At 64.5% G+C, this 16,495-nt stretch carries 26 protein-coding genes; 5 read left to right on the forward strand and 21 right to left on the reverse strand.

What is annotated here, in order from left to right:
• Positions 1-2: 2 nt before the first annotated feature.
• From D5301_RS05395 to D5301_RS05425, 7 genes are read right to left on the reverse strand one after another with little or no spacing between them, the layout of a single operon-like run.
• Positions 3-353 (reverse strand): hypothetical protein, encoded by a 351-nt coding sequence (locus tag D5301_RS05395; protein ID WP_153855069.1) that lies wholly within the window; start codon positions 351-353, stop codon positions 3-5.
• A 45-nt stretch (positions 354-398) separates the two neighbouring features.
• Positions 399-1,331 carry a major capsid family protein gene (locus D5301_RS05400; protein WP_153855070.1) on the reverse strand — a complete coding sequence of 311 codons (933 nt, stop codon included), beginning with the start codon at positions 1,329-1,331 and terminating at the stop codon, positions 399-401.
• Between the two features lie 12 nt (positions 1,332-1,343).
• The gene (locus D5301_RS05405) at positions 1,344-1,811 is read right to left on the reverse strand and encodes a DUF2190 family protein (RefSeq protein WP_153855071.1); all 468 of its coding nucleotides are present in this window, start codon (positions 1,809-1,811) and stop codon (positions 1,344-1,346) included.
• Between the two features lie 3 nt (positions 1,812-1,814).
• Entirely contained in the window at positions 1,815-3,017 is a 1,203-nt protein-coding gene (locus D5301_RS05410; RefSeq protein WP_153855072.1) for a DUF2213 domain-containing protein, read from the reverse strand.
• A 3-nt stretch (positions 3,018-3,020) separates the two neighbouring features.
• The gene (locus tag D5301_RS05415) at positions 3,021-4,379 is read right to left on the reverse strand and encodes a phage portal protein (protein ID WP_153855073.1); all 1,359 of its coding nucleotides are present in this window, start codon (positions 4,377-4,379) and stop codon (positions 3,021-3,023) included.
• Positions 4,379-5,947: a phage terminase large subunit gene (gene terL, locus D5301_RS05420; RefSeq protein WP_228756324.1), complete on the reverse strand. Its 1,569-nt coding sequence runs from the start codon at positions 5,945-5,947 to the stop codon at positions 4,379-4,381. Before terL ends, D5301_RS05415 begins: the two co-directional genes overlap by 1 nt.
• Positions 5,862-6,350, reverse strand: a complete 489-nt coding sequence (locus tag D5301_RS05425; RefSeq protein WP_153855074.1) for a terminase small subunit — start codon at positions 6,348-6,350, stop codon at positions 5,862-5,864. The genes terL and D5301_RS05425 overlap by 86 nt, the downstream gene beginning before the upstream one ends.
• Positions 6,351-6,442: 92 nt before the next feature.
• Here D5301_RS05425 and D5301_RS05430 point away from each other — a divergent pair, with 92 nt between their 5' ends.
• Positions 6,443-6,649, forward strand: a complete 207-nt coding sequence (locus D5301_RS05430; protein WP_153855075.1) for a hypothetical protein — start codon at positions 6,443-6,445, stop codon at positions 6,647-6,649.
• Positions 6,650-6,676: 27 nt separating this feature from the next.
• On the opposite strand, the gene D5301_RS05435 is transcribed toward D5301_RS05430, so the two are convergent.
• The 9 genes from D5301_RS05435 to D5301_RS05475 all read right to left on the reverse strand — a co-directional run bounded on the left by D5301_RS05435 (position 6,677) and on the right by D5301_RS05475 (position 10,420).
• Positions 6,677-7,165 carry a lysis system i-spanin subunit Rz gene (locus D5301_RS05435; protein ID WP_153855076.1) on the reverse strand — a complete coding sequence of 163 codons (489 nt, stop codon included), beginning with the start codon at positions 7,163-7,165 and terminating at the stop codon, positions 6,677-6,679.
• Between the two features lies 1 nt (position 7,166).
• On the reverse strand, positions 7,167-7,382 hold the full coding sequence (locus tag D5301_RS05440) for a hypothetical protein (protein WP_043034789.1): 216 nt from the start codon (positions 7,380-7,382) through the stop codon (positions 7,167-7,169).
• The gene (locus tag D5301_RS05445) at positions 7,379-7,705 is read right to left on the reverse strand and encodes a hypothetical protein (protein ID WP_065183290.1); all 327 of its coding nucleotides are present in this window, start codon (positions 7,703-7,705) and stop codon (positions 7,379-7,381) included. The genes D5301_RS05440 and D5301_RS05445 overlap by 4 nt, the downstream gene beginning before the upstream one ends.
• Positions 7,702-8,217, reverse strand: a complete 516-nt coding sequence (locus tag D5301_RS05450) for a hypothetical protein (protein ID WP_065183291.1) — start codon at positions 8,215-8,217, stop codon at positions 7,702-7,704. The genes D5301_RS05445 and D5301_RS05450 overlap by 4 nt, the downstream gene beginning before the upstream one ends.
• Positions 8,218-8,528: 311 nt before the next feature.
• On the reverse strand, positions 8,529-8,954 hold the full coding sequence (locus D5301_RS05455; RefSeq protein WP_153855077.1) for a hypothetical protein: 426 nt from the start codon (positions 8,952-8,954) through the stop codon (positions 8,529-8,531).
• A gap of 45 nt (positions 8,955-8,999) precedes the next feature.
• Positions 9,000-9,536: a hypothetical protein gene (locus D5301_RS05460; RefSeq protein WP_153855078.1), complete on the reverse strand. Its 537-nt coding sequence runs from the start codon at positions 9,534-9,536 to the stop codon at positions 9,000-9,002.
• The gene (locus D5301_RS05465) at positions 9,523-9,738 is read right to left on the reverse strand and encodes a hypothetical protein (RefSeq protein WP_153855079.1); all 216 of its coding nucleotides are present in this window, start codon (positions 9,736-9,738) and stop codon (positions 9,523-9,525) included. The genes D5301_RS05460 and D5301_RS05465 overlap by 14 nt, the downstream gene beginning before the upstream one ends.
• Complete coding sequence (locus D5301_RS05470; protein ID WP_153855080.1) at positions 9,735-10,196, reverse strand: RusA family crossover junction endodeoxyribonuclease; 462 nt, start codon at positions 10,194-10,196, stop codon at positions 9,735-9,737. The genes D5301_RS05465 and D5301_RS05470 overlap by 4 nt, the downstream gene beginning before the upstream one ends.
• A 17-nt stretch (positions 10,197-10,213) precedes the next feature.
• Entirely contained in the window at positions 10,214-10,420 is a 207-nt protein-coding gene (locus tag D5301_RS05475; RefSeq protein WP_228756325.1) for a hypothetical protein, read from the reverse strand.
• Between the two features lie 104 nt (positions 10,421-10,524).
• Between D5301_RS05475 and D5301_RS05480 the strand changes: the two genes are divergently transcribed.
• Positions 10,525-11,181: a hypothetical protein gene (locus tag D5301_RS05480; RefSeq protein WP_153855081.1), complete on the forward strand. Its 657-nt coding sequence runs from the start codon at positions 10,525-10,527 to the stop codon at positions 11,179-11,181.
• A gap of 2 nt (positions 11,182-11,183) precedes the next feature.
• Here D5301_RS05480 and D5301_RS05485 read toward each other — a convergent pair whose 3' ends face one another.
• On the reverse strand, positions 11,184-11,351 hold the full coding sequence (locus D5301_RS05485; protein WP_153855082.1) for a hypothetical protein: 168 nt from the start codon (positions 11,349-11,351) through the stop codon (positions 11,184-11,186).
• 29 nt (positions 11,352-11,380) lie between these two features.
• Between D5301_RS05485 and D5301_RS05490 the strand changes: the two genes are divergently transcribed.
• Positions 11,381-11,917 (forward strand): hypothetical protein, encoded by a 537-nt coding sequence (locus D5301_RS05490; RefSeq protein WP_153855083.1) that lies wholly within the window; start codon positions 11,381-11,383, stop codon positions 11,915-11,917.
• A gap of 23 nt (positions 11,918-11,940) precedes the next feature.
• Here D5301_RS05490 and D5301_RS05495 read toward each other — a convergent pair whose 3' ends face one another.
• The 4 genes from D5301_RS05495 to D5301_RS05515 all read right to left on the reverse strand — a co-directional run bounded on the left by D5301_RS05495 (position 11,941) and on the right by D5301_RS05515 (position 15,431).
• Complete coding sequence (locus D5301_RS05495) at positions 11,941-12,393, reverse strand: recombination protein NinB (protein WP_153855084.1); 453 nt, start codon at positions 12,391-12,393, stop codon at positions 11,941-11,943.
• Entirely contained in the window at positions 12,390-13,874 is a 1,485-nt protein-coding gene (gene dnaB / locus D5301_RS05500) for a replicative DNA helicase (protein WP_153855085.1), read from the reverse strand. Before dnaB ends, D5301_RS05495 begins: the two co-directional genes overlap by 4 nt.
• Positions 13,871-14,716 (reverse strand): hypothetical protein, encoded by an 846-nt coding sequence (locus D5301_RS24160; RefSeq protein ID WP_228756326.1) that lies wholly within the window; start codon positions 14,714-14,716, stop codon positions 13,871-13,873. The genes dnaB and D5301_RS24160 overlap by 4 nt, the downstream gene beginning before the upstream one ends.
• 271 nt (positions 14,717-14,987) lie before the next feature.
• On the reverse strand, positions 14,988-15,431 hold the full coding sequence (locus tag D5301_RS05515) for a phage regulatory CII family protein (protein WP_153855086.1): 444 nt from the start codon (positions 15,429-15,431) through the stop codon (positions 14,988-14,990).
• A 141-nt stretch (positions 15,432-15,572) separates the two neighbouring features.
• Between D5301_RS05515 and D5301_RS05520 the strand changes: the two genes are divergently transcribed.
• Both D5301_RS05520 and D5301_RS05525 read left to right on the forward strand, forming a co-directional pair.
• Positions 15,573-15,833 (forward strand): hypothetical protein, encoded by a 261-nt coding sequence (locus D5301_RS05520; RefSeq protein WP_153855087.1) that lies wholly within the window; start codon positions 15,573-15,575, stop codon positions 15,831-15,833.
• Between the two features lie 159 nt (positions 15,834-15,992).
• Positions 15,993-16,493, forward strand: coding sequence for a hypothetical protein (locus D5301_RS05525; RefSeq protein ID WP_153855088.1), 501 nt, complete (start codon positions 15,993-15,995; stop codon positions 16,491-16,493).
• The last annotated feature ends 2 nt before the right edge of the window (positions 16,494-16,495 follow it).

The following is a 16,495-nucleotide window of genomic DNA, read 5'->3' on the forward strand; positions in this document are numbered from 1 at the left end:
GGTCAGCCCTCGCCGCCCGAATTGCCGCCGGCGGCCTTTTCAGCATCGGCGATTGCCGCCTGCAGCTTCGGCACACCCCAGTTGCCCTTCGCGTCGATGCCCAGCTCCTTGGCGCGCGCGATCAGGGCGTCCTTGTCGGCGCCGCCCTCGCCGCCCGAGTTGCCGTCGGCGGCCTGCCCGCTGCCGCTGGCGTCGCCACCGGTGATGCTCAGGATCTCGGCCTTGATCCAGCCCTGCACCACCGAGTTCTTCTTCAGCTCCTCCCAGTTCGCGACAGGGGTCTGCTCGCCCGGCGGCAGAATCGTGCCGTCGGGCAAGCCCAGCGGACCATTGTGGTTGTTCTTGATCTTCATGCTTCGCTCCGCTGTGGCCCCGGCGCGTGGCGGGGGCCGTGGGGATCAGATGCCGTCCAGGTAGACGACTTCCTTGGGCAGGCGCACGTCTAGGCCACCCAGGCGCATCACGCCGGGAATGTCCCAGCGCAGCGGGCCGCTCTGCCAGGCCGGCAGGAAGCGGTGCGGCATCGGCATGTGCAGCTTCAGCACCTGCGGATCGTTGCGGTACGCCACCAGCCGCGTGGTGCCACCGACGCCGGCGGTGTCCAGGCCACGCACGCCGCGCAGGGTCAGCTGCTGCCCGGTCTGCACGGTGTACAGGTTGTTTTCCAGGTACCACTGGATGATGGTCTTGTCGCTGTGCTCGCTCATCTTGCGGGTGGCGAGCAGGTTGAACTTCGTCCAGGGCAACAGCAGCGTGTTCGCGATCGACGCCGTGTTCGTGCCGTTGAACACGTTGAGCAGCGCCTGGTTCAGCGTGGCCACGATCAGTTCTGAGCTCGTGGACGCATCCCAGCCACCGGTCGGCGCCGCGACGGGCGTGACGCCAGCAGCATTGAACAGGCCGGTGAAGCCCTTGCTGGCATCGCCCAGAAGCGCGACGCGATCGACCATCTCTTCAGACGCCCGGCGTGCGGCGGCTGCATCTTCGGTCGACAGGTTGATGCCCAGCATCTGGGCGCGGCCGATCTCTTCCCAACCGAATCCGTAGCCGATACCAGCGGTGTAGACCGGCGTCTCGAACTTCGAGCGGACAGTGCCAGCCTTCGGGATGTCATCGGCGTTGCCGTTGATCCAGTCGGCCTTGCCGTACTGGTCCTGCGACATGTAGGTCACCGACGTGGCGAACTCGCTGCCGGTGGTGTCAACGGGCACCAGGGTGCGGTACTGCACGTCGGGGTAGACGGTGCGGTAGATGCCCGGCTCGATGATCGAGGCCTGGGCGATCACGAAGCCCAGGGCTGCCTGGGCGTCGATCAGGGGAATTGCGCTCATGTGGTGGGCTCCTTAGCCGAGACGGACGACGGCCAGCTGACCGGCGGCGGTGGTGCTGGTGTCCCAGCGGGCGCCAGGAATGGCGGTGTTGTCGGTTGCCACGTTGGTGAACGCACCGGCGGCGGTCAGGTAGACGGCGTCGCCTGCGGCCACCGCCACTGCGGCGGCCACCCACAGGTCGCCCTTGGTGCGGACACGGGCCGACTCGCCCACGCCGAACGCGTCGGTAGCACGGCCGGTGACCTGGCCAGCGACCACGGTCAAGCCGGATGCCGAGCGGTCCAGCTGGGCGATGCCGACATACTTGCCGCCGGCGAAGGTCTTAACCGACTTGTCGGTTGCGCCCTGCTCCACGGCCTTGCCGAAGGCGATGGCTGCACCTTCGACGGTGCGGGAGATCTCGGTGGCCGGCAGCATGGTGGCCGGCGCGCCCGCAATGGCGGCCGGCTGGGTGTCCGGATAGTTGATCTGAAGTGCCATGGCTTAGGCCTCCTTCTGGCCGGCGGTGCGGTGGTCCAGGGCGGCCACGGACGCGGCGTAGCCGTTGTCCTTCACGGGCTGGCGGTGGGTGGCGCTGTCGCGCAGCGCCTTGGCGACCGGATCGACCGGCTTGGCTTCGTCGGCCAGGATGTCGAAGCGGGCCTCGATGTAGGCGTCGGCCTTGCCCGCCACCGCGGCATCGCCGAGCTTGGCGACCACGGCAGTCTTGCGGACCTCGGCATCGGTCTTGCCGCTGTAGTCTGCGTCGTGCACAGCCTTGGCCTTCGCGATCAGGTCCCCGCGCTGCTGCGCGCGCTGATCCAAGTCGGCGTCGCTCAGCACCTTGGCTTTCAGGGCATCGCGCTCGGCCTCGATCTTGGCGATAGCCGCGTCTTTGGCATCGATTGCAGCCTTGTGGGCGGCATCGGCGGTGCCAGCGGCGGCCTGCGCGTCCTTCAGCTGCTGCTGCAGCTTGCCAATGGCCTGGGCGCCGGCGTCGTTGGTGACGACGGACAGCCCATCGACCAAGATGGTCTTGTCGCTCATGGGTTCTTTCCTCGTAGATGGATTGTGGTCGTCGCCGTGGTGGTGCTGCTGACCACGCGCCCGGTCGACTAGCGCGAGTTCGTACTGCGTGAGCGGGGCCGGACCCCATTGCGAATCCCCCATGCGGGTGTTGCCGGCACGCGGGTTGTTGTCCGGCAGGTAGGCCACGTGGTTGAAGCGCAGCGGTCCGGCTTGCCGGTACTGGTACGGGGTGCCGTCGGGCGCCACGCCTTCGTCGGCGACGATCTCCACCGAGTAGCCGGCGGACAGCGAGCGCGCACCGGCGGCCACCTCCTTGGCGGACGCGGCGTCCATGATTGCCATGGGGGCGACCACGTGTTCGCCGTCGCGCACTACACGACCGCCCACCTGCCCGACCGTCAGCTCCTTCCAGTTGTCGGCTGTGATCCCCTTCGGCGGGTGGCCGCGGGTGACCGGCCGGCCGACAAGCGAGCGCATGCTGTCCTCATCGAACACCGTGGCCGGATCGCGGTAGACGCCGAACACCCGGCCGGCGTCATCGCCGGTCAGCCCCAGCTCCCGGCCCAGGTACTGCTGGACGTTGCCCGCACGGCTGACCTTGGCGTCGCCGATCAGGAAACCGTCGCGCGTGAAAGCGAGCCCGGACGCATCAAGCGCCAGGCTGTCGAAGATCTCCATCGGTCAGTCCTCGTTGGTGCCGCTGGGCCGCGGCGTCACTGCGGCGCGGCTCTCGTCATCGTCAGAGCGGTCGTCATCGGGCGTGGCCTTGCCGTACTCCAGCATCTCGGCTTCCAACCCAGGCGCCACACCAGCCTCGGTGAGCATATTCACCGCCACCGTAGACATCACCTCATCCGGTAGCAGCTTGGTCTCGGCGATGGTCTTGATGGTCTCTGCTGTGGTCTTGCCGATGGTTGCGCGTTCGGTGTCGGTGGTCTGCCAGAGGCTGCGCCAGTTGTAGAACACCTCAGCCGGCCGGCTGCCGAGCGCCGAGCGGATCAGGCACTCGTCCAGCACTTGCAGCGCTGGCTGCAGCACCAGCTCCTGGTTGCTGCTGATGCGGTCATAGTAGTTCCGCAGGTCGCTCTCGCCGCTGGCGTTGAGGCCGCCCGGCGACTGACCCAGTAGGCGGGTCATCGGGATGTCCGACGCGCCGGAGGTCAGCTGCATGAAGCCCATCAGCAGGTCGATCAAGCCGCCGAACTGCGCCTGCTTCTGCTCATACTCTTCGCCGGCGTCCAGCAGCAGCGCGCCGTTGATGCCCTTTGCCATCGCTGCCAGCTGCAGCCGCTGCAGTACCTGCTTTTCGTACTCCGGGTCCGCCAACATTGACATGAAGTTCGGGATCTTGATGACGTCGACCTTCGCCTCAAACACCAGCGACGCGATGTTTGCCGCGCTGGCATCGGCATCCTTGATGGCCTTGCTGATCGCCAGCAACACCGAGTCGCCCCATCCGTCGCTGATGCCGAACTCGGGATCTGGCTTTTCCGCACCGTGCAAGATCACTAGGCGCGACGGGTGGATCTGAACCTGCCCAGCCGTGCCGCTGCTCAGGGTGTAGAACGCTGGCAGGCCGTAACCCGGCGATTCCGGGTCAAGGTCCAGCTCGCCGGCCTGCAGCACGCGCTTCGAAAGCACGTTGATGTGGCGAATGCCGCCTTTGCCAATGGATTCAGGCTTCAGCGGCAGCTTCGGGTCCGATTGACCCGTGCCAATGTAGAGCGCGGCGCCGCCGGTGAGTCGGGCGCGGATCATTGCCTTCAGCACCTTCTGCTGCAGGCCCAGCCGCTTTTCCTCTGCTTCGATCGCGGTGATCTGTTCCTGGTCTGCGCTCCAGCCGCGCCACTTCCGGCAGCTGTCCATTGCCGGGATGTCGATCACCTTCCGCGCCAGCCAGGTGCCGCGGTAGGCGTTGTCTGCCTCCTGCTCCGACAGGGTCGGCAGGCCGTAGAACGTCGAGGCCGCCTTGTCGCGCGGCGTCCCCAGGTTGGCAACCAGGTTGACCAGCCCATCTTTGATTTGTGCGAGCTTGCCCATCAGAGCGCATTCCCAAGGTTGTAGGTGCTGCCGGTGACCAGCTCAGCGAATGCGCCGGACAGCGCGTCCACCTGGTCGTCGTGCTTTGCGTTGGGGAATTCGGCGATCTCGTCCAAGAACGCTGCCACCCATGGGCCGTTCACCAGCTTGATGTTCCCGGCCTCGGCCTGAGCCTCGACCGGCGTCGCCCGGACCTCCTTGGATCCGGATTCCAGCGCCGCCTTCACGTCCCAGCCGGCCAGCAGCTTGATCTGGTGCGCGGCGTTGCTCTTGCCGGCGGCGCCAGGGTCCTGCGGAATCCGGACCTTGATCGACTTGCCGTCCTGCAGCGCGGTGTTCTTCAGCATCCGCTCGACGCCAGCGGGCGATACCTGATCGCGCACCACGTCCAGCACGTAGTAGGTGCCGCCGATTTCGCCCAGCAGCAGCCCGACCGTGTAGTCGGGGTCGCTACTGGTCTTCTCCTTCGGGTCGGTGGCGCCGAAGTCCCACCGCCTGACCTTGCGCGCCGCCGAGATTGCCGGCGCCACTTCGACCACCTCGAACCATTCCCGCTTGAATGAACCGCCGTCGCGCGGTGTGGGGCGCTGCTGATACTGGCCGGCATAGGCATAACTGCCTTTTGCCCGCTTCAGCCGTTCGATCTCCGCACGCGGGAAGCGCTCGGGGAACAGCAGCTCGCCGTCCTCGGTACGCGGATCTTCGAAGAACAGCTCACCATCGATGTAGGTGCGGCACGGGCCGCCGATCTTCTTGCCGTCCTTGTCTAGCCGCTCCGCCTCGAACTCCATCGGCAGGTTGAGGTGCACAAAGCCCAGGTCCAGCTCCATGGCCACCGCTGCGACGTCCTGCTGGTGCAGGCGCTGCATGATGATGACCATGGCCGACGACGTGATGTCGTTGAGGCGGTCGGTGATGCCCTCCCGGAAGATGCGGACGGCGGTCTTTCGCTCTGCGTCGCTTTCGGCCGTCTCGGTCGAATGCGGGTCGTCCACCTTCACCCGGTCGCCGCGGCCGCCGGTCATGGAGCTGAAGGGCCGGGCCTCGCTGAAGCCGTTGCCGGTGTTCTCGAACTTGCCCTTGGCGTTCTGGTCGCCGCGCAGCTTCATCGGCCAGGCCGCCTGGAACTGGTCGCTCTCGATGAGGCGCCGCAGCTTCAGGTTGTCACGCAGGACGTTCGGCTGGCTGTAGGAGGTGGCCAGCGTCTGCAGGTCCGGGCGCCCGACCGGGCCCCATTCCCACGCGGTCCAGAACACCATCAGCAGCGACTTCATCATGCCGGGCGGCACGGTCATCAGCAGGAATTGGATGCGGCCTTCAGTGACCGCCTCCAGATGCCGGCACATGGCCCGCAATGCCCAGCCAAACTTCAGCGGCCTGGTCGGCTCCAGAACCCGCCAATGCTCCTTGATGAAGCCCTCCAGCGTCTGCGATCGCGCCCGGATACCTTCGACATCCTCTGCGATGCGCGCGCGCTCTCGCTCAGCTGCCCTCCTCGCCCGTTCCGCCCGGATCTCCGCCAGCGTCGGCAAGCGGACCGAGGATCTGTTCAAGGCGGTCGAGTTCATGGTCTGAAAGCTTGCTCAGGTCGTAGGTGCCGATCGCGCCGCTGTGCTTGTGCTTCTCCACCAGCAGGCCGGCCAGCTTTCCCTTGCCCATCGTGGCGGTGACCGCCGCGCTGGCCTGCTTCTCCTTCAACGCCAGCTTTCGGGCCTGTTCCAGCTCGGCCATCAGGCTGTCGACGGTCACCTCGGCCTTCTTGGCCACCTTCTTCTGGCCGGCGCGCACCGCAGCCTGGATGCGCGGCTCGGTCAGGAGCCGTGAGCCCTGCTGCTTGGCTGTCTTGTCGCTGTACCCGGCGCGGATGGCCGCCTGGGTGCCGTTGTGGTCCTGTAGGTATTCCTGAACGAAGCGATGCTGCTTGGGAGTGAGGGCCGCCGAAGAAGAAGCTGGCCGTCTGCCGGTAGTCATTTCGACCTCATCACGCAGGTGTGCAATTTTTTTCGGCGAATCCTAATTGGTCAGGGCAACACCGTCCCATCCACTCAAGAAGGAAACGCAAAATGACCAAGTTCAACAAAATCACTGCTGAAATCCCAGGTCTTTACATCAAGGCCATGCAGATCACTGCGCCCGAAACCGGACAAGTCGACTTCACTCCAATCCAACATGGGATCATTGCGCGTGCGCTAACTGCATGCCCTGAGTACATGCAACCGGAGCTACTCAACCGCCTCAAGGAAATCGAGAGGCGCAATCGGACTTGGTAGGTCTAACTGAACGCGCCGACGGAGGGATTAGCCTCCGTCGGCGACCGAATCCATTCCACGATCTACCGCAATCACGGCCTGGCAGGCCCGGACGTGGTCGTCTGCGTCCCGCCCGATTTGAACAAGAGCTCCCGCGACCTCTGCTCGTAGTTGGGCTTCCTGGTCACGTTCGACGGCGCCGGCGGCGGCTTCGGACAGGCGAGCGGTATTGCAGGTGGCGAGGTCGTCGCGCAGCTGGAGGCTGCCATCACGCACGCCAGCAGCAACAGCAGCAGGGACGGCCGTGGCCGCGGTGCGATCTTCTTCATGCTTGGCTCCGATGGTGGCCAGCGCCTCGGCCTGGCTGTGCTCGACGGCACGGGTCTCGGTGAGCTGCTGGACTTGCCCGGCGCTGGTGCTGGCCTGCTGCCGAGCTTCCCCGATTTCGGCCCGGTCACCGCGCCAGGCCCAGCCGGCACCGAACATGCCAGCGGACCAGGCTACGAAAGCCAGCAGGTAGATGGCGATCCGGTTCATGTCAGGCCCCCGGACCCTTGCGGGTCATACCGAAAAAGTAGCCGATGACCATACCGGTGGCGTTGTTCAGGCCACCGATCAGCATCCCGAACGAATCCTTGTTCTCCGGTGGGATGGCCACCGCGATCAACGCGGCCATGGCCATGCCCAGCAGGAACAGCACCAGCACGGCGATGCCGACGCGCGCAGCGCCGATGTTGCGGGTCGCGAAGGTCATGCGGCACCTGCCAGTGAGTGAATTTCCTCCAGCGCCCAGTGGTAGAGCGGCTGGTCGATGATGGTCACACGGGTGAGGCGCTTGCCGCGCACTTCCTTGATGGCGACCTGCGTGGACTGCTGCACCGCCAGCAGCACGAATGCGATTCGCTGCTTGGTCGGATCGGGTTCCTGCAGGACAGCGAGCGCGTCACTGACCATCTCGCGGATGGCAAACAGCAGCTCGGCGGTGGGGTTCTTGGCCTTCTGACTCTCCAGCACCACCAGCACGCCCTGCAACTGGTTGACCGGTGAGAGCTTGGCCTTCTTCTTGGACGCCGTCATGCGAGGCCGAACAGCTTCTTGGCCTGTGCCAGCCTGAGCTTCCGGTCCTCCAGGCCGTTGGTGCCGCCGTTGATGCGCTTCGTCACAGCCACCACGTCGTCACGGTCGGCCAGGGAGTTCAGACCCTTGCGCTTCCAGAACCAGCCGGCAGCGATCGCAGCCCACGGGAGCATCGCCACCGCCTGCGGCTCTCGCAGAAAATAGTCGCCGCGGCCCATGGCGTTGCTGAAGGTCGCGTAGTTCTCGCGCCCAGTCAGCTGGATCAGGCCGCGCCCCTTGAAGCGCACGCCGTCACCCGGCTGCAAGTTGCCAAGGTCGGCCCGGCCTTCGTAGGCGCGGCCGGAGGCGTACTCAGTGGCAGTGCGGAAGCCATCGGATTCATGCGCGACCTGAGCCAGGAAGTGCGCCTTCTGAAGCGCGGTCACAATGCCGAACTGGATGCACGCATCCTCCAGCGGCTGCGCGTACTGGCCGGCGCCCATGGCGGCCGCTACGGTTTCGGTGCTCACCATGGTCTCTCCTGCATAGGTGCCCGCCCCGCAACCGGCTGGTGCGCGAGGATGTGGTTGGTCCGGGGGGCTGCGGGCGTAGAGGGCCGATCACCACCGCTGCCTAGGCGCTGCCCGGCCTCCAAGGGCCGTGCGCAGACCGCCCGCCTGCGTTGACGCCAGCCCCAATCGCCTCACTGCGAGCGGAGGGGGTTTCGGCGCGGTGGTTGATCGGTGTTCTGGGTCCCGGAAACGCAGAAGCCCCAGCGCAGGGCCGGGGCTTCAGGGACAATTCTTGACAGTTGCAGAATTAAGGCACTTACGCGTGCAACTTGTCAATCCCTTCCGAGCAATTTTGCGACATCCTCAAGGTTGATGTACTTGGCGCCAATCGTCGCCAAGATCGCGCCACCAGCCAGAATACCGAGCACAGGAAGGTACGCCATTCCGCGCTGAGTTACGGTCCGGCTAGACCTGAGAAGTTCCAGGCTTTCCCGAACCTTGTTCAGTTCAGCCTCTCTCGCCTTTCTAATGCTCTCTCGTTCTTCTGGCGATCCGGCTTGTTTCAGTGCTTCAACATAGAACTCAGCGGTATGCCGTTCGGTCGATTGTTGGGTTGCTTCTTCTGCCTCCCATGCTTTCCCACTACTCTCCGCCACTGCCGCAACAGATTCCCCGATAGCCTTGGCTTGCTCCGGCGTGACGCTGCCAAGAGCATCGGTCGCCGTCCTCTTGCCCACTGCCTTGCGATTGATAGGCATCTCATTTCCTATGGATGTGCAGATCGGAACTCCGCTTTGGATGGATTATGCAACGTCTGCGGTTCCCCGCAACCAATCCACGCCTCGCTGCAACTCCCGGCGGTACTGCCAGACCGACAGCACGCCGCCATATTTCTCGGCCACCATGCGTCCCTTCACCGCCTGGCTGGCCGATACGGTGAACTCGGTCCGGACGATCAGGGCGCGCATCGGGTACTGCCGCTCCATCGATGCCAGCGCCCGGTCGATCCAGCGCAGCTCATCCGGAACGCCGACATCGACAGCGATCTCGGGGTTGTCGTGGGGATGATCTGCGTCGTTGGAGGCGCGAATGGGGTCCACTGCCCACATCGGTAGTACGGCTAGGTCCTGCACGCCGCTTCGCTGGGCCATGAACCGGCGGCGTTCAGCGCCATCCCGGCCGACCAGGTCCTGCAGCGCCCGCTCCCGCGTCATCGGAGCGTGGTCCCGAACCTTGTCCAGAACATGCACGCTCCTGTTGGCGCGGCTCAGCGCAAACCGATTCACCTGGGCGTGGCCCCAGCGTCGCAGTTCTTCGGTCAGCGGATCAGTGTTGCGCATCGCGCATGCTCTCCAGTACGGCGTCATCGAATCGGAACGTCGGCAGCTTGCCGTCGGTGTCACAGGTACCGGCCCGATTGGGCCAGCCCTTGCAGTGGAAGCCCGCAGTGCCCGCGGCGCGGAACTGGCAGACGGAGCAGCGGCCATGCTTCTGCACGTAGGACCGGTACCGCTTCTGCATACGCAGCTCGGCACCGGTCATGCGGCGAGACCATCCAGGAGTGAAGGCGCAGCAGCGAGATACTCAATGGCCACCTCCAGCCGCGCGCCCTTCTCGTCCGGCTCCATGCGTTCCAGCAGGGTCCTCCGAATCTGCTTGTCGTCCACCCAGGCGATACCGTTCAAGGCATCCGACAGCACCTTTTCGCAGTTGCCAAGGTCCATGCACTGGACGGTGTCGTCCCAGGTGTGCGGATCCTTGCGCGCGCGCTTCACCCAGTCCTGCGGCCTGTGCGGGAACAGCTTGATGTGCAGCCCCACGCGGCCGATCGACGGCACGCGGATGCCCGCGACCTTGGCCAGGTGGCCGACCGCAGCCTTGTAGGCCTTCGCTTCTTCGGTCACGTAGGTTATCGCCAGCGGCTTCGGCCTTCTGGGGATGACGCGCACGGCCCAGTAGCGGTTCGCGCTGATTGGATAAGGCAGGGTCAGGTTAATCATCGTGCGGCCTCCTGCAGCTACAGCCGGGAAAGGGGGACGTTGAGGGCGGTCAGCTCGTCCAACTTCATGACCAGCCACATGCGCTTCTGCCCGTGGATGCCCTTGAAGCTGCGCTGGTGGCAATCTTTGCGCAGGGCCACGGTCGTGAAGTGCTGGCCCTGTTTGGTGTGCTGGGCATCACTGGGGCCGAGACGGCTACAGACGCTGCACGGCAGCAGTTTCACCGCGTCTACGTACCGCTTCTCGGAAGGTGTTGGAGACTTGCCGTTCTTTGTCCTCACGCGGCGACCCCGACCGGTAGAATCCTCCCGAACGACAGGGAGGAACCATGAATAACGGAAGGACCGACAGAGACTGGGCAATCGTTGCGGCCATGACTTTTCTCGCCGGAGCAATTGCTGTTTGGGCGCTGATGAGCAAGCACCCGCCGCAGCCGAGGCCACCTAATGAGATCGACTGGCCAGCTTGGGTCCAGGCGGTAGGCAGTGTCGCTGCCATCGCCACGGCAATTTGGGTACCCGCCTGGCAGCGCAGGAACGACCGTAGGGCGCGGTTGGAAGAGCAGAAGATCCAGGCCAAGGTGGTTGCTGGCGCCATCCAGCCATTCATTCCAGCCTACCGACGGCGCGCCTCGTTCCTCTTCGAAGCATTGAGCGAAAAACGGCCAGTGGACGCTCTCCAGAAAGTACCAGAGGACGCCTTCGACATTCCGGAGACGCTTAGGCAATTTCATCCATCGTTCCACGTCTTGGGTGAGACCGCCGAACTTGCAAACCTCTTCGTTGCCAGCCTGTTTTGGCTGCAGCAAGGAATGAAAGTAATTCATCATGAGGTTCTTACGGATGCAGCGATCAAGCAAATATGCGATGACTGCGAGAAAACGATTGGTTTTGCCACTCAGCTCAGCCCTCAGCTGGAAAGCGTGGCAGCTCGTATTGACCGTTTGCCCGGCTGCCAGGACAACTACTACGTGCAAGGGGACTGATTTCATGCGGTCTTCCCATACTGATGACCATTGACCATCCGCCAGTAGTCCGCGCGCACGTCGTCGAGCATCACGCGGGTGTAGTGGCAGAAGATGCACCCGATGTCCTTGATGGCGTCCATGCGCTGCTGCTCGACGGTGGACTTGCTGATGCTGCGTCCGCGCTTCATGCTCTCCCCCTTTGGCCAAGGAAGGACTTATGCAGCCCGTGACCGCTGTTTGCTGGAGATTCGATCTTTTTGGATGGCCCTGCCTCACCCAGTCTGAGTGGGCATCGTGGATCCAAGTCATCGCCGCTTTGGTTGGTATCGCCCTCGCCCTTTACATCCCAGTGCGAATGAAGAGGCTGGACGATCTCGAGAGAATGCGATCCGCAGTCTCTCGCCTCAAGAATCTTCAAGAAGTTGCCGCGCGTTTGGTTGCTGTTCTTGACGACGTGAAAGCTCCGGTTCCCGCCAAAGCCGAAATCGAGACCAGCAAAGCTGCGTGCGAGGCAATGATCCAGGACAGCGCTACTGATGCCAGCTACATCCCCGCCCTTGGACGATCTAACGAAGCAGCGCGGGTGCTGCATGTGGTTTGGCAGTACGTCGCGGCCGGAGGTGTTCATCGTGAACAACATGCAAAAAGCGCAAAAGACTCGGCGGCGCAAATAGACGCTTCGTTCCAAGAGGCCCAGGCCATCATTGCAAGGTGGAAGAAGAAGCACTGGTTCGCTCTGCTGATGCATGGATAGTTGGACGTTGGTGCCAGTGATATTCATGCGGCATACCTCTGCAGCCGCTTCGGGGCCTGGTCGCTCAGGCGCACGCCGTTCTCCACGGCCCAAGCCTGCGCAAAAGTGATCAAGTCGGCCATCTCGCCGACGGTCATGCGCCGGGTCTGCACGGCCAGGTTCACGATGCTGGCGCCGTCCAGCGAAGGCACGACTTCGCCCTGCCGGCGGTTGGACTCGCGAGCCCATGCATCGACCAACAGGCGCTTCCAGCCTTCGGCGTCGATGTAGCGGCCGGCCCATTTCACCTGGGCGGCCAGCTCGCCGCAGATGGCATGGAACATCGCGTTCTGCTCCAGGCTGCGGCTGTGCTTGTGCTCCTGCACCGTGACTCGCACGTCCAGACCCAGCTCCAGGAACTGGCAGGCGAAGCGCCATGCCTGGGCCATGCGGTCGCGGGCGCTCTCGGTGCGCAGGATGAAGGTGATCGGGGTCATGCGTCGTCTCCCATAGACCTGTCTTTGCCACCTTTCTTCGTCGCGCGCGGCTTCGGCATATCAAACTCGTCGTAGCCACCGGCTGCAGTGGCCGTTCCCTTGATGGTGTAGTTCGGTCGGGGGCCGGTGTAGTCATCGAAGGCGCTGCACTGCAGCCGGTGCTGCAGGTAGCAGGTGCCGGTTTCGCCTTGGCGGTTCTTCGCCACGATCAGTTCGGAGATGCCCGGCGCGCCGCAGGCCTCCTTGCTGTAGTAGTCGTCCCGGTAGAGGAACGCGATCACGTCTGCGTCCTGTTCGATGGCGCCGGACTCGCGCAGGTCGGCCATGCCGGGGCGCTTGTCGAGGCTCTTCTCCACGCTGCGATTGAGCTGGGACAGCGCCATCACCGGGCAGTTCAGCTCCTTGGCCAGACCCTTCAGGCGGCGCGAGATGTACGACACCTCGTCGTTTCGGTTCTCAGACTTGGCCTTTCCGGTCAGCAGCTGCAGGTAGTCCACGACGATCAGGCCCAGGCCGCCCGGAACCTTGGCATGCATGCGGGAGGCCCGCGCTGCCAAGGCATCGACCGACAGCGCGCCGCAGTCATCGATCGCCAACGGCAGCGACTGGATGTAGTTGCGGGCCTGCGAGAGTCGCGCCCACTCGTCGTTGTTCAGCGCACCCTTCTCACGCATGCGGTTGAGGTCTACTCCGGCGTGTGCTGCCATGAGGCGTAGACTCCACTGCGAGGCCGACATCTCCAGGCTGAAGGCCGCGACGTTCCTGCCGCCGGCAGCAGCGTCTTCGGCCCAGTTCAGTGCGTGGGCGGTCTTGCCCATAGACGGGCGTGCGCCCAGCACCATCAGGTCGGTCGGCTCCAGGTACGGGATCTTCCGGCGAACGCTGCTCCACTTCGGCACCAGGCCTTGCGTGCCCTCGCCGTGAAACCGGGCTTCCATTTCGTCCCAGGCCTTCTGCACTCCGCTGCGAACCATCACCAGCCCGCCATTTCCACTCGACTTCACGGTCAGGCTGGCCAGCTTCGTCGCCGAGGCTGACACCACCCGCTCCGCTTCGTCGTCGCTGGCGCCGTAGGCGCTGTCGGCGATGTCGGTGGTGGTCTCGATCAGCTGCCGCAGCAGCGCCTTGTTGCGCACGATCTCCGCATAGGCGCGAACGTTGGCCGCCGATGGCGTGCTGCCGGCCAGGTCGTAGATGGTGGCCACCAGCTCCTGGGCGCCGATCTCGACGTTCGCCGTGATCCAGTCGCCCACGGTCACCACGTCGACCTCGCGCTTCAGGTCGGCCACGCCGCAGATGCCTTGGTAGATCAGCTGGTGCTCGCGGCGGTAGAAGTCCTCCGCTGCCAGCTGGTCGCGGATCTGCGCCAGTGACTCGCCTACCAGCAGCAGCGCGCCGAGAACCGACTGCTCGGCCGGTACGGAATGCGGCGGCACGCGCAGCTGGGCGACGTTGTCCAGGTAGCCCGGCACAGCGTTCACGCGGCCTGCTCGTGCTGGGCCAGCTGATTCTGCCGATCGCGCTCACGCTCAGCGTCCCGCTCCCGCTTGACCTGCACGCCGCTGGTCGTCAGCTCGCAGCCGCCGGCAGGCGGGCACCACCACAGCTTGAACCAGTTGCGGCGCACGGCATCGCGGAAGTGAGCGCGCCAGTCCTTCTGCTGCTTGCCGCCGTCCCGGTGCTTGATGGCGAACTCGCGCCAGGCCAGCGCCACGAACTCCCGGGGGATGCCAGCGTCCTCGGCGAAATCGAAAATCGGGTCATCGGTGCGGATCGGGCGCTCACCGGCAGTCCGACAGGTCTCGATGAAGGCGTTGAAGGTCACCTTCTCCCGCTTGGGCCGGCCAGCCTTGCCCTGGCCAGATTTGCCACCGTCTGCCCCACCGGCGGCAGCCGGGGGGGTATGGGGGGGCTCTTCTCCTTTTCCCTTCCCCTCCTCTCCACTCCCCTCCACTCCGGGGGGGGAGGACTCGTCGAGCCCTCGACGATCATCGTTCGAGAATGCCGGATGCTTGAAGGTGGGACGGTCGATTTTCTGGTGCTTCTTCCACCCTGTGACGTGCAGATACCGCTTGTCACCGTTGGTATAGAAGGCGATCAGGGAATTCGACGACAGCTCGTCGAGCATTCCCTGAACATCCGTCGAGGAGATATCGTCACCGGGGAAGATTTCAGCCTTCACAGTCTTCGCGCTGGCGACGTGATTGCCGCCGTCGTCGCAGAAATTCCAGAGGCCAATGAAGAGCAGCCGAGCCATCGGCGAGCATTCCATCACCTGCTCGCTGGACCAGAACTCCGGTTTGATTGAGCGGATGCGGGCCATTACTTCTCCCCCAGTAGGTCAGGGGCCGCGTTTCCGGCCCGCCGCGCTTCAGCCCTGGCCTGTTCCTCGGCACACCGGCTGCGATGCTCCGTGCGCTCGGCTTCGCTCATGGGTTCGCTGCTAGCGATGACGTCAAGACAGCACTGCAGCTGTCGCAGCGTGTCGGGCCGTGCTTTCATGGGATGTCCTCCGTTTCGGGTGGACACCCACCCTATGGCACGCCGGCGGCGACGGTGCACGCTAACTGCCGCGATGTGGGCCGGGGTTACGCTCATACCCCACCCCGCTCCGCCGCTGCCTCAGCGTGCTGGCTCACTTCCAGCAGCTTGACGATCACCTGCATGACGCCGCGCGTGATGCGGTCGGACTCGTTGCCGCTGATTCGGTCGTCCGCCATCGCGTCCGCCACCAGCTCGGCCAGGTCACCCTTGGCGGCCTGCGCCGCCAGCATTGCGGTGATGATCGTGCCGCCCTTGGGGGCGGTGCTCGCCTGCAGCACGAACCCGTGCGTCGCAGCCAGCGCATGCAGGATGCGGTAATCACCGGTGCGCGCCATCAGCGCGTCGGCCTCCTGCAGGCTCAGCAGGTTACGGCCGGTGTTCGGGTTGACCTTGCCGCGCAGGGTCGCGGCAGACATGCCCATCCTGGGCGCCAGGGCCTCACTGCCGCCCGGGTATTGGTGGACGGTGTCGTAAGCGGCATCAGTGACATTCATGGGCGGATTTCTCGATTGGAGACGGGGCGGCGACGGCGGCGCACGATGGCGCCATGGACAACGTCACATCAGGGATGAAGGGAGTCGCCCTCCTTGCGGTAGGCTGCGGTCACCAAACGCACAGCCCGCAAGGAGGGCGACATGGAACAGAACGAGAGCGCAGTGACCGTCATCGCTGCGCAACTGCAGGTGTTGGACGAAGTGGTCTCGGCGCTTGTCACAGCTCACCCGGAGCCCGGAAAGCTGCTCTTAGAAATCGAGCAATCGCTCGCCAGACTGAAGTCGGTGGCCGGGACACGTGCGGCGATGGAAACGCCGACGCCCTCTCAAGCCGCATACGTGCTGAAGGTTCACCAGAAGGCAGACCTATGGCTGGAGTTCGCGAGGGCGAACTTGCGCTAGCGACCTGGCGGTACAGATCTTCGAAGTTGGCCTCGCACTTCGCGAGCCCGGCCCGATCCCGGTCAGGCAGCATGGGGCGCCTCCTGCTGGTCGTCGTCGGCGCCCGCCTGCCGGTAGCATTGAGGGTGTGACCCATCCAAACTGCTACCGGAGACGGACATGGATTTCAGTTCAATCGCCACGGCGATTGCCTCCCTCAAGAGCGCGCAGGAACTCGCTGCTGCCACCCTGGCTGTGCGCGACTTCAACCAGTCGGCTGTTGCGATCGCTCAGATCAACGAGAAACTGTTGGCAGCCCAGCAAGGTCTGCTCGCGCACAACATCATGTTGCTGCAGCTGCAGAACGAGCACTTCGAAGCCACAAAGGAGCTGCGAGAACTCAAGGAAGCTCTCTCGCAGAAGGCCGGCTATGAGCTTTTCGACCTTGGTGGTGGCGTCATCGTCTACCGCGCAAACCTGGCCCCACAGCAAGCCGGGACCGACAGTCCAGGACGCACGCAGCCCGACCACTACCTTTGCCAGCCCTGCTACGACGCCGGGACAAAGGTCGTCCTGCAGCCCGGCGCCGACGGATACATGCGTTGCCCGGTTTGCCGGCAGACCTACCGCACTGCCAACAGCAGAAGTCGCCTTACTTGGGGTTCCGAGTTCAACGGCTGAGC

Origin of the sequence: Stenotrophomonas sp. MH181796 (assembly GCF_009659995.1) — a bacterium.
GTDB classification, from domain to species: Bacteria; Pseudomonadota; Gammaproteobacteria; order Xanthomonadales; family Xanthomonadaceae; genus Stenotrophomonas; species Stenotrophomonas riyadhensis.